Origin of the sequence: Nitrospirillum amazonense, from assembly GCF_007828035.1 — a bacterium.
Lineage (GTDB): Bacteria > Pseudomonadota > Alphaproteobacteria > Azospirillales > Azospirillaceae > Nitrospirillum > Nitrospirillum amazonense.
In genome coordinates, this window is sequence record NZ_VITV01000003.1 from 449373 (window position 1) to 464453 (window position 15081).

Below are 15081 nucleotides of genomic sequence, written 5' to 3' on the forward strand. Positions count from 1 at the left end.
CAATTGCGCGTCTTATCTCTTCCCTCATTTTGAACCTCCATGTTTATGCCTCGGACATGGTAAGCCAAAGCCCGTAGTTCAAGATCGACAAGGCGCTACGTCAAAATTGAGGCTCATTGCGGGTTTCGATCTTCCTTGCTACCGTGCACCTGGCTGTTAGGGCATTCCGGCGTAGGGTCGGTGTTTTAGCGGCGAAAACTAGGGCAGAATTCAGGGCACTTTTTTGATCAGGTTGGGAAAGGGCGATTAAATCCAGTAAAATCAGTCAGATGGATTTATCGTCAAGAATTGGAGCGCAGGCTGCAAGCCTGGAACATGCGAGATCACAATCATTTACCCCTATGTGATCGTTTATAAGATCGAAGACGACCGCGTGCTTATCCTGCGTGTCTGGCACGGTTCGCAGAAACGCTAAGGTCCTATCCACATCAACTTTCAATGGATGCTGGAATAGACGCCAGCGAGGCAATAGTCGGATCAGGTGCCCGCCGACTTGTCCTTGGGCTCCAGCACCTGGCGGCAGAAGGCCACGGTGATGGGCTTCTTGGCGGCCAGGGCAGCGCGGTCCAGCAGGGCAACGGTGCGGCGGGCGCTGTCGAAGGAGCGTTCCGTGTGGGTCATCAGCCAGGCGATGACCTCCTCCCCCACCCGCACCTGGCGGTCGTCGAACAGCTTGACCAGCACGGCCATCAGCAGGGCGTCGTCGGGGGCGGCCATGCCCACGGCCGGGGCGGCCACCAGGCGGGAGCGCAGGTCGGGCAGGCGCAGGGTCCAGTTGACGGGGGCGTAGTGCGCCAGCAGCAGCAGTTGGCCGCCCGCCTCCTTGGTCACGTTGTAGAGATGCAGCAGGGCACGTTCGCGCACCGTGTCGCCCGCGATCTCATGCGTGCGGTCGATGACGGCGGTGCGGGTGGGGCCCAGCAGGTGCGGCACCTCCGCCGGGTCCAAATCCTCCGGCCCCAGCAGGGGCGCGCGCGACCGGGCGCGCCACACCTGGGCCAGGTGGCTCTTGCCGCAGCCAGGGGGGCCGTACAGCACCAGGGCCGGCGCCGGCCAGTCCGGCCAGGCGTCCAGCCAGGCCACCGCGTCGGCGTTGCCCGGCGCCACCAGGAAGTCGGCCTCCCCCATGGCGGAACGGTGCCCCAGATCCAGGGGCAATTGTCTCAAGTCGGCCATGATTCCAGGGTCTTACCGGCAACGGGCACGAAAGGCGGACGGACGGGGCGCTGGCGGAACGCCGGGTCAGGGCACCGGCGGCGACGCCCCGGCGTCCGTTCCCGGCGTGACCAGGCCTTCCTGGACCAGATCCTCGCGCAGCACCTCTTCCGGAGGCACGCCGGTGTAATAGCTGCTGGCGAGGTATTGGCGCAATCCGAAGCGCACCAGCACGCCGATGACGGCCGCCACCGGCACCGCCAGCAGCACGCCGGTGAAGCCGAACAGGCTGCCGCCGGCCAGCAGGGCGAACATCACCCAGACCGGATGCAGGCCCACCTTGTCGCCCACCAGCTTGGGCGTCAGGACATAGCCTTCCAGCAGGTGGCCCAGGATGTACAGCGCCACCACCAGTCCCTCGCGCCACAGGTCGTGGAACTGGAACAGGGCCACGCCCACACTGGCGCCGAAGCCCACCACCGTGCCGACATAAGGGATGAACGACAGGATGCCTGCGATCAGGCCGATGACCAGGCCGAAGTTCAGCCCCACTGCTGTCATGGCCAGGGCGTAGAAGGCGCCCAGCGCCAGGCAGACGGTGGCCTGGCCGCGCACGAATCCGGCCAGCGTGCGGTCCACGGCGCGCAACTGCTCGCGCACCACCTCGGCGTGCTCGCGCGGCAGCCAGCCATCCAGGGTCGCCACCATGCGGTCCCAGTCGCGCAGCAAGTAGAAGGCCACCACCGGCGTGATGAACAGCAGGGACACGAGGCCGAACAGGGCGGCGCCACCGGTGAACAGGTTCTTGATGAAGTCCGCCCCCCAGCCCACCAGGGTGCCGACATATTCGCTGGCGGCACTGCGCAGCCGCTCGATGTCATCAGGGGGCAAGGCGGCCATCAGGCTGCGGACGCGCTGCATGGTTTCATCCCTGGCCCAGGTGATGATGGCCGGCAGGCTTTCGATCAGTTGGGTGACCTGCTGCTGGATCAAGGGCACCAGCAGCAGGATGCAAAGCACCACGACGACGACGAAGACCAGCAGCACCACGCAGGTGGCGGCCAGGCGCGGCAGCCCGAACCCCTCCAGCCGGTCGGCGACGGGGTCCAGCAGATAGGCGATGGCCATGCCGGCAACGAAGGGCAGCAGCATGCCGCGCAGCAGCCAAATCAGGGCGACGCCCACAACCAGACCGATCAGCCAGAACCGTATCTGTCGCCCCGCATGCGTTTCCGCCATCGTCCCCCCACCAACACCGAATCAGGCACAAGCCCAGACAGTAACAGATAAGGCCCTGGAATCAGGCACCCTTATGACGGAGCGCCGGCCAGGCTGATCTGGTAACGCACCTCAGCCGGCGTCGCCGGCGCGGGGGTGGGGGTGGGAGCGGCCGCCGGGGCGGCGTCCACCTCGACCAGCACCAGGTCGCGCTGGGCCAGGGCCGTCTTCAGGTGGCCCACGTCGCCCAGCACCGTCAGGGTGAGCAGGGCCTCGGTGGTCTTGAGCGCGCTGGTGTCCACCTGCGTGACCATGGGCACGCCGGCCAGGCGCCGCCGCACCTCCACCAGGGTGGTGAGGTCGGTCAGGGGGACGCGCACGGCCACTTGGCCGGACTGGTGGGCGTCCACCACCACGCGGCGCTTCCACCCCTCCTCCACCCGGTCCACCACGGTGGCCACGGCCAGGCCCAAGGCGGCCGGCAGCGGGGGCGGGGCGGCGGCACCGGCGGCGGGCGCCTGGGTGTCGGCGGCGGTGGGCAGCGGGCGGGGGACGAAGGCCGACTGCGGCACCGTCTCAGCCGGCGACAGGCCTTCGCCCGGCACAAAGGTGCTGAGCGTCAGCTGATAGCCTTTGGCGGCGTCGCCCTCCAACCGGGCGACGACGACCTGGCCGGCACCGTGGCGGGCAGCGATGTGGGCCAAAACGGTCGCGTCCGGTGTCAGCGCCGCCTTGGCCGGCAGCTCGTTCTGATCAGCGGGGTCCGGCGGCACCAGGGCCACGGGCACCAGCCCGTCCACCAGGCCGATCTGCGACCAAGCCTGGCGCCAAGGCCCATCGGTCCACAGCGCGGGTTCGGCACCCGTGGCATCCACGGGCAGCACCAGGGCGGGCTTGCCGACCATCTCGGCATAGCGCACGCCGTTCTGCTGCAGCAGCTGGCGCACGGCGGTGGGCCGGAACCGGACAGTGAAGCGGCCGACATAGCGGACGGAGGACGCACGCTCCTGCTCCAGCTCGAAGCCGGCCACCAGGGCCTCCAGCTCGCCTTGGCTGACGGTCGGGGGTTGGCGGCCGTCGGCGGCCGGGGTCAGCTTGCGGAACAGGCGGGCCAAGGCCTCGCGCTGGGCTTGCAGGATGGCCTGGTCGCGGGCTTGGTTGGCGTTGCCGGCGGTGACGTCCACATCCACGCCCTGCTCGACAAAGGCCTGTTCCGCGGCGACGCTCCTGCCCGCCTCGGCACGGGCGGTGCCGGCGAGGGCGCCGGCGGCCAGGGCCAGGAAAAGGGCGCCCCGAAACCCGGTCTGGCGCAAGAGGGGGATGCAGCGGTGCGGCATTGCAAAGCCTTCCGATATTGCTATGTTCGGCCCCGAAACCCGGGCGGGTCATGGAACCGTCTTAAACGGACGGTCGCGGGCGGCGGCCTTGAGCGCAGCCGGCCCTGACGGACGCCCCTTCTTAGCCCAGGCCCTGCGAGGACGCCATAAGCACCTATTCGTACAAGGACGCCGGTGTCGACATCGACGCGGGCAACGCCCTGGTCGAGGCCATCAAGCCCCTGGCCAAGTCCACCGCGCGCACCGGTTCCGACGCCGGCCTGGGCGGCTTCGGCGCCCTGTTCGACCTGCGCGCCGCCGGCTTCACCGATCCGCTGCTGGTCTCCACCACCGACGGCGTCGGCACCAAGCTGAAGGTCGCCATCGACGCCAAGCGCCATGACACGGTCGGCATCGACCTGGTTGCCATGTGCGTGAACGATCTGGTGGTGCAGGGAGCCGAGCCCCTGCTGTTCCTGGATTATTTCGCGACCGGAAAGTTGGACGTGGCCGCCGGCCGCGCCATCGTTGCCGGCATCGCCGAGGGTTGCCGCCAGGCGGGCTGCGCCCTGGTGGGCGGTGAGACGGCCGAGATGCCGGGCATGTACGCCGATGGCGACTATGACCTGGCCGGCTTCTCCGTGGGTGCCGTGGAACGCAGCCAGGTGCTGACCGGCGCCGGCGTCGCCGCCGGCGACGTGGTGCTGGGCCTGGCGTCCAGCGGCGTGCATTCCAACGGCTATTCCCTGGTGCGCAAGCTGGTCTCCGTCTCCGGCCTGACTTATGAGGACCAGGCCCCCTTCGCCCCAGGCAAGACCCTGGGCGAGGCGCTGCTGACCCCCACCCGGATTTATGTGAAGAGCACGCTGGCGGCGGTGCGCGCCGGCCTGGTGAAGGCCATGGCCCACATCACCGGCGGCGGCTTGATCGAGAACATTCCGCGCGTGCTGCCCGACGGCCTGGGCGTCACCCTGGATGCCACGTCCTGGACCTTGCCGCCGGTGTTCCGTTGGATGGCCGGTGTCGGCAACATCGCCGACCTGGAACTGGCCCGCACCTTCAACTGCGGCATCGGCATGGCCGTGGTGGTGCCCGCCGACAAGGCGGATGAGGCGATCTCCGTCCTGACCCAGGGCGGCGAGACCGTCACCCGCATCGGCCAGGTCGTGCCGGTGGCAGGCGATGCCGCCCATCGCGTCACGGTGACCGGCACGGACAAGGCATGGCACTCCTAAACAGCGGAACGCCCGGCAGGCTCAAGCTGGGCGTTCTCATTTCCGGCCGGGGCAGCAACCTGCAGGCCCTGCTGAACGCCACCACCGCGCCGGATTTCCCGGCCACGGTGGCGTTGGTCCTGTCCAACAAGGCGGATGCGGCGGGTCTGGAGCGGGCGCGGGGCGCCGGCATCCCGGCCCTGGCCCTGCCGCACAAGGACTACGCCGACAAGCCGGCGTTCGAGCAGGCCATGACCCATGCGCTGGAGGATGCCGGCGTGCAACTGGTCTGCCTGGCCGGCTTCATGCGCCTGCTGTCGCCCTGGTTCGTGGACCATTGGCGCGACCGGCTGATCAACATCCATCCGTCGCTGCTGCCCGCCTTCCCCGGCATCGATACTCACCAGCGGGCGCTGGACGCCGGCGTGCGCTTCCACGGCTGCACCGTGCACTATGTGCGCAGCGAGGTGGACAGCGGCCCCATCGTGGCCCAGGCCGCCGTGCCAGTGCAGGCGGACGACACCGCCGACACCCTGTCGGCCCGCGTCCTGACGGCGGAGCATGAGCTCTATCCTCTGGCCGTGCGCCTCATCGCCGAGGGCCGGGTGAGTGTGGAAGGCAATCGCGCCGTGCTGAGCGGTCCCTTGCCCCTTCCGGCCATCGCCCTCAACCCCACTGTTTAAGGCCTGTCCGCGCCCTGCTCCCCACCAGGGGGAGGGCTGCCGTCCTCCACCCATGCCTTGGCCTGGTCAGCCAAGCGGCGCAGCAGCCGGGCCAGGGTGGCCTTGTCCTCTTCCGTCCAGTCGGCCAGCACCGCCGCGTACATGCGACTGCGCGCCCGGCCTATCGCCTCGACCATGGCCTGGCCGGCGGGTGTCACCACGGCCTCGCGCACCCGCGCGTCGGTGGCACCGGCCCGCCGCTCAACCAAGCCCAGGCTTTCCAGCTTCGCCACCTGCCGGCTGACGGTGGAATGGTCGCGGCCCGCCAGTTCGGCCAGTTCCACCACGCCGAGGGGCCCGCGCAGGCCGATGCGTACCAGCAGGGGGAACAGCGCCCGGTCCAGCGACACACCGGCCAGGTTCAACAGGTATTGGTCCGGCTGGGGGCGGTTCACCACCCCCACCAGATCCATCAGCGCTTCATGCAGCTCGTTCCTCATGTGTGCATTATGCACATTTTCCTTGGCAAGCGTCCAGGGTATCGATATATGTGCATTATACACGGATGTCGCGGCTGATCGCGCCCATATCCGTGCATCACGCACATAACTGGAGAGTCTCATGACTCGTTTCGATACCGATATCCTGATCGTGGGCGCGGGCGCCGCCGGCCTGACCCTGGCGCTGGATCTGGCCCGCCGGGGCGTGGATTTCCGCCTGGTGGAGAAGAACGCCGGGCCTTTCCCCGGCTCGCGCGGCAAAGGCCTGCAGCCCCGCAGTTTGGAGGTGTTCGAGGATCTGGGCGTGCTGGCCGACCTGCAGGCCGTGGGCGGCCCCTACCCCACCGTCCTGACCTACGAAGGCGGCCAGGTTGTGCGCACCCAGTTGCACGACGTGCAGCCGCCTACCCCGGCGGAGCCCTATGGCAACCCGCTGATGGTACCGCAATTCCAGACGGAGGCGGTCTTGCGCCGCCATTTGGCGGACTTCGGTCACGCCCCCGCCTTCGCCATGGAGGTGACGGGCTTCGACCAGGACGCCGAGGGCGTCACCGCCCGACTAAGCACCGCTGAGGGGGAGGTCAGCTTGCGCGCCCGCTACCTGGTGGGCACCGATGGCGGCCGCAGCTTCGTCCGCCACGCGCTGGCCATCGGCTTCCCGGGGGAGACGCTGCCCTTCCGCGCCGTCATCGGCGACATGCCCATCGCCGGCCTGGGCTTCGACGCCTGGCATCGCTGGCACACCCCCGGCGCCCAGTTGGCGCTGTGCCCCCTGGCCGGCACCGACCTGTTCCAGGTGGTGGCCCAGGTGCCGGATGAGGTGACCCCCACTCGGGACCTGATCAGCGCCATCGTGCGGGAACGCACCGGCCGCGACGACCTGACGGTGGGGGAACCCACCTGGCTGTCCACCCTGCGCGTCAACCTGCGTCTGGCCGACCGCTACCGCGTGGGCCGCGTGTTCATCGCCGGCGACGCCGCCCATGTGCACCCGCCGACGGGCGGCCAGGGCCTCAACACCAGCGTGCAGGACGCCTATAACCTGGGCTGGAAGCTGGCCGCCGTGCTGCGGGGGGCGCCTGACGGCCTGTTGGACAGCTATGAGGCGGAGCGCCGGCCCATCGCCGCCCACGTGCTGGGCCTCAGCGGCCGGCTGCTGGGCCAGATGGGCACGGCAGAGGGGATGCGCCGGGGCCGGGAGACGCGCGAGTTGGACCTGAGCTACCGCGACGGCCCGCTGGGCACCGAAGCCCGGGCCGATCACGGGCGGGTGAGGGCGGGAGACCGCGCCCCCGACGCTCCTTGCCAGACGGCGGAGGGTAGCGCCATCCGCCTGTTCGACATCTTCCAAGGTCCGCATCTCACCCTGCTGGGTTACGGCATCGACCGGGAGGCTCTGGGCGGCAATTGGCCGGAAAGCGTCAAGGCTGTCACCGTGGCCCCTCAGGGCAGCGACCAGGCGGCCGACCTGATGGACGACGCCGGCCACGTCGCCCAGGCCTATGACCTCACCCCGGGCACCTGGGTGCTGGTGCGGCCGGACGGCCACATCGCCGCCACCGCCCGGAACGCCGGCGCCATCCGCGGGTGGCTGCAGGCCACAACCAAGGCGTGACCTGAACCGTTCGGCGAACAACGCGGCCCCTTGCCAGGGGCCCGCGTTTGCGCATAAACCTTGGGAAACGGGTTTCGTCTCGGGATAAGGGAGGGCAAGATATGGCCGGTGCTCACAGCGGTGCGGTCGCGGTCAGCGACGCGGTGGTCAAGGAACATGCCGACGGCTGGCATTCGTTCACCCGCTTCGTGAAGGCGGGCATCATCTCCGTCGTTCTGCTGCTGCTGATGTTCCTGGCGCACTTCGCCCTGGGCTGGGGCTTCTCCATGTTCCTGATGATCGTCGGCGACATCATCCTGGTCCTGGCCCTGCTGTTGGGCAAGGTCTAGCCTTTCCCCCTGGGCCATCAGGTTGGGCCATCAGGCCGCCTTACCCATCGGCGCCTTCCGCAGTTCGTGCATCACGAAGTCGCGGAAGGCGCCGATGCGTTTTGAGCCTCGCAGCGCCACGGCGTAGACCAGATAGGCATCCAGGCGCGGCGCCGGCACCGCCGGCAGAATCCGGATCAGGCCCTGGTCCTGGGCCTTGGCATCCTCGGCGAAGAAACAGGGCAGCGTGCCGATGCCGAGGCCACTGCGGATGGCGAGATGCACTGCCTGCGCGTCATCGACCGCCAGGGCCGGCTGGCGCCCACCCTCCTCCCCCGCCCCCGCGCGCAGCAGCCAGTTTCCCTCCGCCGCCAGGGCGGAGCCGGGGGCCGTCAGGCTGTCGCGGTAGGCGATCAGGCGGTGCCCGTCCAAATCCTCCGGCCGCTGCGGCAGACCGTGGGCCCGGACGTAGTCCGCCGTGGCGTACGCCTGGATGTGGGTGGCGAACAGCGGCCGCTGGATCAAGTCCAGCTGGCTGGGCGCGCCCATGCGGATGGCGACGTCGGCCTGGCGCAGCGCCAGGTTGGCGTTGCCCTCATCCAACTGCAGCACCACGCGTACGTCCGCATGCCGGTCCTGGAAGGCCTTCAGCCGGGGCGCCAGCCATTGGGCGAAGGCCGCCGTGGTGCTGATCCGCAGGGTGCCGCCCGCCTGTTCCAGGCTGTCGCTCACCCTCGCCTCCGCCATCGCCAGGCGGTCGATGACGTCGCGGGCGGTCTGGTACAGCACCTCTCCCTGCTCGGTCAGCACCAGGCCACGGGCATGGCGGTGGAACAGGCGGGCCTTCAATTGCTGTTCCAGGCTGCTGATCTGCCGGCTGATGGCCGACTGGCTGAGGGCCAGAATCGCGCCGGCATGGGTGAAGCTGCCGGCCTCCGCCACCGTGTGGAACACCCGAACCCTGTCCCAATCCATCTGACCGCCTCCTTGACGCGTGGTCTCGGCCCTCGTTGTGAATAAGGCGCCGTTGATGAAGGGCAGTGTGGTTTTGGGAACGGCCAGGCGCCATCATATCTGGGTATAGGGGCCTTATCCCAAAGGTCCGCGTGGGCATTGCGCCGCACGGCACCGCGACATATCAGTTCATCAAATGACTTCAGGGCCCTAAACAATGTCGAACCACCTGCATGCGGCGATCCGGTTTCATCAGGCGGGTCAATTCGCCGAGGCGGAGCAACACTATCGTCGCGCCATCGAAACAGGCGACGCCGGGCATGCCCGCAACCTGTTGGGGGTGCTGTATGCCCAAACCGGCCGGGCCGCCGACGGCGTCGCCCTCATTGGCCAAGCCATCGCGCTGAACAAGCGGGTGCCGGAATTTCATTCCAACCTGGGAATGGTGCTGCTGGAGGCCGGGGATGCGGCGGGGGCGGTGGCCGCCTGCCGGCGGGCCCTGCAATTGAATCCCACCATGGCCGATGCCCTGACCAACCTGGGCGCCGCCCTGCTGCGCCTGGACCAAGCCCAGGACGCCGTCGCCCCGCTCCGCCGCGCCATCAAGGCGAACCCCGGGCGTGTGGAAACGCACCGCAACCTGGGCCTGGCCCTGCTGCGAACCGGCCAGCCGGCCGAGGCGGCCACCAGCTTCCGAGACGGCATCGCGCTGAGCCCACACCATGCCGACTGCTGGACCGGCCTGATCACGGCGCTGGAACAGGCCCAATCCGCCGACCTGGGGCCAGCTTTGGCATCGGCGGTGGCCCATCGCCCGGCGGACGTGCCCTTGCGCCTTAAGTTGACGGCGCACCGGCTGGCGATGGGTGAGATGGCCGCCGCCGAGGAATTGGCGCGGCAGACCCTCGCGCTCGCCCCCGCGGCCGTCGAGCCGATCGTCATGCTGGCCAATGTCCTGACCGCCCAGAGCCGAAAGTCCGACGCCCGTCGCGCCTTGAGCGATTGGTTGGGCCGGGGCGACGACACCCCGCCGCAGGCCCTGACCACGCTGGCCGACGCTTTCATGGAACTGGGCGACGATGCCCTGGCGGAACAGCTTTTCCGGCGCGCCATCGCGCTGGACGCGGGCAGCGGCCAGGCCACGCTGGGGCTGGGCTTGCTGATGCGTCGCCTTGATCGGGCCGAGGAGGCGCGCACCCTACTGGAACGGTGCGCCCGCGATCTGCCGGATTCCGCCCTGGCACAGGCGGCGTATGGCGACCTGCTGCTGGCCATGGGCCGGCCCGCCGCCGCCCTGACCCATGTCCGCCGCGCGCAAACCTTGGCGCCGAACGACGCCGGCATCCTTCTGACGCTGGGCAACGCCCTGCGCGACCTTGGGGAAATCGATGAGGCGCTGGCGGCATTGACCCAGGCCGTGACCGTCGCGCCAGCGCGGGCGGACATCCATTCCAACCTGGTTTTCACGCGCCTTTTCCATCCCGACGTCACCCTGGCCCAGGTCCGGGCCGATCATGTGGCCTGGGCGGACCGGCACGCGCGGCCGGTGCCGCCGCCCCCGGCGCGTCGGCACCCCGGCCAAACCTGGCGTGTCGGGTTGGTCTCCGGCGATTTCCGCAACCATCCGGTCGGCTATTTCACCATACGGGCGCTGGAAGCCCTGGCCGCCCGGGGAGTGACGCTGATCGCCTATGCCAACCAGCGGGTGGAGGACGCGCTGACGCGCCGTGTACAGGCCGTCTGCGTCTGGCGGCCCATCCAGGGCGCGGACGCCCAAACGGTGGCGCAGCAGGTGCGCGACGACGACATCGACCTGCTGATCGACCTGACCGGCCATATCGCCGGCAACAGGCTGGACGTGTTCGCCCTGCGGCCCGCCACCCGGCAGGCGACATGGGCCGGCTATATGGCGACGACAGGGCTGCCGCAGATGGACATGATCATCGTCGATCCCCACCATATCCCGGCGGGGGCCGAGGGGTTTTATACCGAAAGGGTCGTGCGCATGCCGCACAGCTTCCTCTGCTATGACCCGCCGGCCTTCTTCCCCGCGGTGACGCCATTGCCGGCGCTGCGCAACGGCCACGTCACCTTCGGCTGCTTCAACATCGCCGCCAAGATCAACGCCGGCGTCATCGCGTGCTGGTCGCGCATCCTGAACCGGGTGCCGGGGTCCCGGCTGCTGATGAAGACGCGGGGCATGGACGAATTGCCGCTGCAGACCCGCATCCTTGCCCAGTTCCGCGAGGACGGCATCGATGCCGCCCGCATCGATTTCATTGGTGCCACCTCGCCGGCGGAGCATGTCGCCTGCAAGGAACGCGTCGACATCGCGCTGGACCCGTTCCCCTATGCCGGCAGCACGACCACCCTTGAATCGCTATGGATGGGCCTGCCCGTGGTGACGCTGACGGGGCAGACCTTTTCGGGCCGCCACTCCACCTGCTTCCTCAGCGTGCTGGGGCTGAGGTCGCTCATGGCGACAACCGTGCAGGAGTATGTCGACATCGCCGTTCGGCTGGCCACCAACCTGGACGAGGTCGCCGACCTGCGCCAGCGGCTGCGCCCGGCCATGGCGGCCTCCCCCCTCTGCGACGCCGACACCTTCGCCGATGACTTCATCCGGCTGATGCGGGGGGCCTGAACCCTCAGTAGACCGTCTCGCCCGGCGGCACGGCCGACCACGGGGTCAGCACGATGACGTTGCCCTCGGCGTTGCGGGCGCCCAGGATCAGAACCTCAGACAGGAAGCCGGCGATGTTGCGCGGCGGGAAATTACAGACGCAGACCACCTGGGCGCCCACCAGGTCATCGGGGGCGTAGTGCGTGATCTGGGCACTGGACCATTTGATGCCTAGGTCGCCCAGATCCACCGCCACCTTGTAGGACGGGTTGCGCGCTTTGGGGAAAGGCTGGACCTCCGCCACCCGGCCCACGCGGATGTCCAGGTTCAGGAAATTCGCCACCTCCGCCTGCGGCTTCAGGGGTGCCACCGCCATCGTCGTCCTCCCATGCCTCGATGCCTGGGACTATGGCAGGCGGCGGAGGCGCCGTCTTGGCCCAGGCTACGGTTTCCTGGGCCTGGCCTCCACTTCGTCACAAGTCATCATGCCGCCGGCCGGCGCATGAGCGCGGCGTACAGGATGGTGGAAATGAACAGGCCAGTGAACCAGGCGTAGCTGTAGATGGCCTGGAAGAAGGCCGGCACGCCGGCGAAGGCCGCCGGGAAGGCGGCGTGCAGGAAGCCCGGGATATTGGGCAGCACGGCGAGGACGAAGGCCGCCAGGGCCGTCAGGTTCCAGCCGCCGCTGTAGGCGTAGGGTCCGTCAAGGTCGAACAGGCCTTCCAGGCTCAGGCGCGCGCGGCGCACCAGCCAATAGTCGGCCAGCATGATGCCCAGCAGCGGCCCCAGCAGAGCGCCATAGCCCAGCAGCCAGGTGAAGATGTAACCCTCGGTGCTCTCGATCAGCTTCCACGGCATCATGATGACGCCGATGGCGGCGGTGATGTAGCCGCCGCGGCTGAAGTTCACCGCCCGGGGGAAAATGGCGGCGAAGTCGTAGGCCGGCCCCACGGTGTTGGCCGCCAGGTTCACGCACAGCGTGTCGATGACGATGATGGCGAGGCCGATGGCGACGGCAAAGCCCTCCATCCGGCCGGCCAGGTCCACCGGATCCCAGATGGCCTTGCCATAGACGGTGATGGTCGCCGACGTCACGGCCACACTGATGAAGGCCAGGCCCGCCATGGGCAGCGGCAGACCCAGCGCCTGGCCCTGGTACTGGTCCTTCTGACTGCGGGCGAAGCGGGTGAAGTCCGGGATGTTGATGGCCAGGGTGGACCAGTACCCCACCATGGCCGTCAGGCCCGGCAGGAAGGCCGCCCAGAACCCGCCCTCCTTGGCGCCGCCGGAGCCGAACTGCGACGGAGCGGACAGCAGGCTGCCGAAACCGCCGGCCTTGTCATAGGCCCACCACAGCAGCGCCAGGATGATCAGGATCTTCAGGGGCGCCGTCACCGTCTCGACCCAGCGGATGGATTCGGGCCCCTTGGCAATGAAATAGAGGTGCAGGGCCCAGAACAGGAAGAAGCACACCAGCTGGCCGGCGTTGATGCCGACCCAGCCCAGCTTGGCCCCGTCCAGCGCGCCCGCGGTCAGGATGTTGCCGATGGCGTAGATGGCGCTGCCGCCCACCCAGCACTGGATACCGAACCAGCCACAGGCGATCAGCGCGCGCAGCAGGGCGGGCAGCTTGTTGCCGCGCACCCCGAAGGCAGAGCGGACGATGACGGCGAAGGGCACGCCGTACTTGGCGCCGGAATGGCCCACCAGCAGCATGGGCACCAGCACGATCAGGTTGCCCAGCAGCACCGTGCCGACGGCCTGCCACGCCGACATGCCTTGTTCGATCAGGCCCGACGCCAGCATGTAGGAGGGGATGCACATGACCATGCCCACCCACAGCGCCGCGAAGTGTATCCATCGCCAGGTGCGGTGAGCCGCATCCACCGGCGCCAGATCCGCATTCCAGATTTCGGAGGTCGTATCGACCCCGTGCCCTGTGCCCATATGTGCCCCCAGCCCAACCTTATGGTTGCTTATACCTGCGGCAATCCCAATCCCGTTCTCATTTTCTTATTTTTTGAGAAAAATTAGGGCCACTCAGCCCCGGTCTACCCCCGTGGGCTTCAGGGCCTCCTTGCGCTTGGCGGCGGCGTCGAAGCCGGGGGCGAAGGCCGGGCGGTTGACGTGGCGGCCGGCGCCGCGCACAGCCCGCAGGTCGCCGTCCTGCCAGGCGACGCGGCCGGCGGTCAGGGTCACGCGCGGCAGGCCCTTCACCTCCATGCCCTCGAAAATGTTGTAGTCCACGTTCTGGTGATGGGTCTTGGCGGAGATGGTCTTGGTGGCCGCCGGGTCCCACACCACGAGGTCAGCGTCGGCACCGACGGCGACCGAACCCTTGCGCGGGTAGATGTTGAAGATCTGCGCGGCGTTGGCCGAGGTGACCTTGACGAATTCGTTCATGGTCAGCCGGCCGCTGTTCACCCCGTGATGCCACAGCACGGCCATGCGGTCCTCCACCCCGCCCGTCCCGTTGGGGATGCGGGTGAAATCATGGCGGCCGGCGGCTTTCTGCGGCGCGCAGAAGCAGCAATGGTCGGTGGCGGTGGTGTGCAGGGTGCCCGATTGCAGGCCATGCCACAGGGCCGCCTGATGCTCCTTGGGACGGAAGGGCGGGCTCATGACATAGGCGGCCGCCACCTCGAAATCGGGATGGCGGTAGACGCTGTCGTCCACCAGCAGGTGGCCGGCCAGCACCTCGCCATAGACGCGGTGGCCGTCCATGCGGCCGCGCGCGATGGCCTCCAGCGCCTCGCGGCAGCTGACATGCACGATGTACAGCGGCACACCCAGCACCTTGGCGATCTGGATGGCGCGGTTGGCCGCCTCCCCCTCCACCGCCGTGGGGCGGGACAGGGGGTGGGCCTCGGGGCCGGTCAGGCCCTGGGCCAGCAGCTGCTTCTGCAGTTGGAACACCAGCTCGCCGTTCTCGGCATGGACGGTGGGCATGGCCCCCAGTTCCAGGGCACGGGTGAAGCTGTTCACCAGCACCTCGTCATCGCACATGATGGCGTTCTTGTAGGCCATGAAGTGCTTGAAGCTGTTCACGCCGTGCTCACGCACCAGGGTGCCCATGTCGGCGTGCACGCTGTCGTCCCACCAGGTGATGGCGACGTGGAAGGAATAATCGGCCGCCGCCTTCTCCGCCCAGCCGCGCCAGGTGCGGTAGGCCTCCATCACGTTCTGCTTGGGGTTGGGGATGACGAAGTCGATGATCATGGTGGTGCCGCCGGCCAGGCCCGCCGCCGTGCCGGTATAGAAATCATCGCTGGCCACCGTGCCCATGAAGGGCAACTGCATGTGCGTGTGCGGGTCGATGCCGCCTGGCATGACGTAGCAGCCGCCAGCATCCACCACCGTCACGCCCGCCGGCGCGTCCAGGTCCGGTCCTACCGCCTTGATCACCCCATCCTCGGCGTAGACATCGGCGCGGAAGGTCTGGTCGGCGGTGACCACGGTGCCGCCCCGGATCAGGGTGCGGGCGGAGGGGGTGGTGGTCATGGGTAACTCCCTTCT

At 68.5% G+C, this 15081-nt stretch carries 14 protein-coding genes; 6 read left to right on the plus strand and 8 right to left on the minus strand.

Annotation, left to right across the window (positions count from 1 at the left end; genetic code table 11):
- The first annotated feature begins 328 nt into the window (after positions 1-328).
- Entirely contained in the window at positions 329-415 is an 87-nt protein-coding gene (locus FBZ87_RS29670; RefSeq protein WP_342780908.1) for a type II toxin-antitoxin system RelE/ParE family toxin, read from the plus strand.
- A 62-nt stretch (positions 416-477) separates the two neighbouring features.
- Here the strand turns inward: FBZ87_RS29670 and FBZ87_RS09895 are convergent, their stop codons facing one another.
- The 3 genes from FBZ87_RS09895 to FBZ87_RS09905 all read right to left on the minus strand — a co-directional run bounded on the left by FBZ87_RS09895 (position 478) and on the right by FBZ87_RS09905 (position 3710).
- Positions 478-1176 (minus strand): HdaA/DnaA family protein, encoded by a 699-nt coding sequence (locus tag FBZ87_RS09895; RefSeq protein ID WP_186454681.1) that lies wholly within the window; start codon positions 1174-1176, stop codon positions 478-480.
- 66 nt (positions 1177-1242) lie between these two features.
- Positions 1243-2394: an AI-2E family transporter gene (locus tag FBZ87_RS09900; protein WP_145610161.1), complete on the minus strand. Its 1152-nt coding sequence runs from the start codon at positions 2392-2394 to the stop codon at positions 1243-1245.
- 71 nt (positions 2395-2465) lie between these two features.
- Complete coding sequence (locus FBZ87_RS09905) at positions 2466-3710, minus strand: DUF2066 domain-containing protein (protein WP_145610162.1); 1245 nt, start codon at positions 3708-3710, stop codon at positions 2466-2468.
- 146 nt (positions 3711-3856) lie between these two features.
- On the opposite strand from FBZ87_RS09905, the gene purM reads away from it, so the two are divergent.
- Together purM and purN are read left to right on the plus strand one after the other, a co-directional pair.
- A complete protein-coding gene (gene purM / locus FBZ87_RS09910) occupies positions 3857-4924 on the plus strand; it encodes a phosphoribosylformylglycinamidine cyclo-ligase (RefSeq protein ID WP_145610163.1) in 1068 nt (355 codons plus the stop codon).
- Positions 4912-5586 (plus strand): phosphoribosylglycinamide formyltransferase, encoded by a 675-nt coding sequence (gene purN / locus FBZ87_RS09915; RefSeq protein WP_145610164.1) that lies wholly within the window; start codon positions 4912-4914, stop codon positions 5584-5586. Before purM ends, purN begins: the two co-directional genes overlap by 13 nt.
- Here purN and FBZ87_RS09920 read toward each other — a convergent pair.
- A complete protein-coding gene (locus FBZ87_RS09920) occupies positions 5583-6065 on the minus strand; it encodes a MarR family winged helix-turn-helix transcriptional regulator (protein ID WP_145610165.1) in 483 nt (160 codons plus the stop codon). The two genes, purN and FBZ87_RS09920, sit on opposite strands and share 4 nt — an antisense overlap.
- 121 nt (positions 6066-6186) lie before the next feature.
- Here FBZ87_RS09920 and FBZ87_RS09925 point away from each other — a divergent pair, with 121 nt between their 5' ends.
- On the plus strand, positions 6187-7680 hold the full coding sequence (locus tag FBZ87_RS09925; RefSeq protein WP_145610166.1) for an FAD-dependent oxidoreductase: 1494 nt from the start codon (positions 6187-6189) through the stop codon (positions 7678-7680).
- Between the two features lie 101 nt (positions 7681-7781).
- The gene (locus tag FBZ87_RS09930; protein WP_004272315.1) at positions 7782-8009 is read left to right on the plus strand and encodes a hypothetical protein; all 228 of its coding nucleotides are present in this window, start codon (positions 7782-7784) and stop codon (positions 8007-8009) included.
- Positions 8010-8039: 30 nt separating this feature from the next.
- On the opposite strand, the gene FBZ87_RS09935 is transcribed toward FBZ87_RS09930, so the two are convergent.
- Entirely contained in the window at positions 8040-8963 is a 924-nt protein-coding gene (locus tag FBZ87_RS09935) for a LysR family transcriptional regulator (RefSeq protein WP_145610167.1), read from the minus strand.
- A 196-nt stretch (positions 8964-9159) separates the two neighbouring features.
- Between FBZ87_RS09935 and FBZ87_RS09940 the strand changes: the two genes are divergently transcribed.
- Positions 9160-11586 (plus strand): tetratricopeptide repeat protein, encoded by a 2427-nt coding sequence (locus FBZ87_RS09940; protein WP_145610168.1) that lies wholly within the window; start codon positions 9160-9162, stop codon positions 11584-11586.
- A gap of 4 nt (positions 11587-11590) precedes the next feature.
- Here FBZ87_RS09940 and FBZ87_RS09945 read toward each other — a convergent pair whose 3' ends face one another.
- The 3 genes from FBZ87_RS09945 to hydA all read right to left on the minus strand — a co-directional run bounded on the left by FBZ87_RS09945 (position 11591) and on the right by hydA (position 15066).
- Positions 11591-11941, minus strand: coding sequence for a tRNA-binding protein (locus FBZ87_RS09945; protein WP_145610169.1), 351 nt, complete (start codon positions 11939-11941; stop codon positions 11591-11593).
- Between the two features lie 107 nt (positions 11942-12048).
- On the minus strand, positions 12049-13512 hold the full coding sequence (locus FBZ87_RS09950; protein ID WP_145610170.1) for an NCS1 family nucleobase:cation symporter-1: 1464 nt from the start codon (positions 13510-13512) through the stop codon (positions 12049-12051).
- Positions 13513-13605: 93 nt separating this feature from the next.
- Positions 13606-15066: a dihydropyrimidinase gene (hydA, locus tag FBZ87_RS09955; RefSeq protein WP_145610171.1), complete on the minus strand. Its 1461-nt coding sequence runs from the start codon at positions 15064-15066 to the stop codon at positions 13606-13608.
- Positions 15067-15081 lie beyond the last annotated feature (15 nt).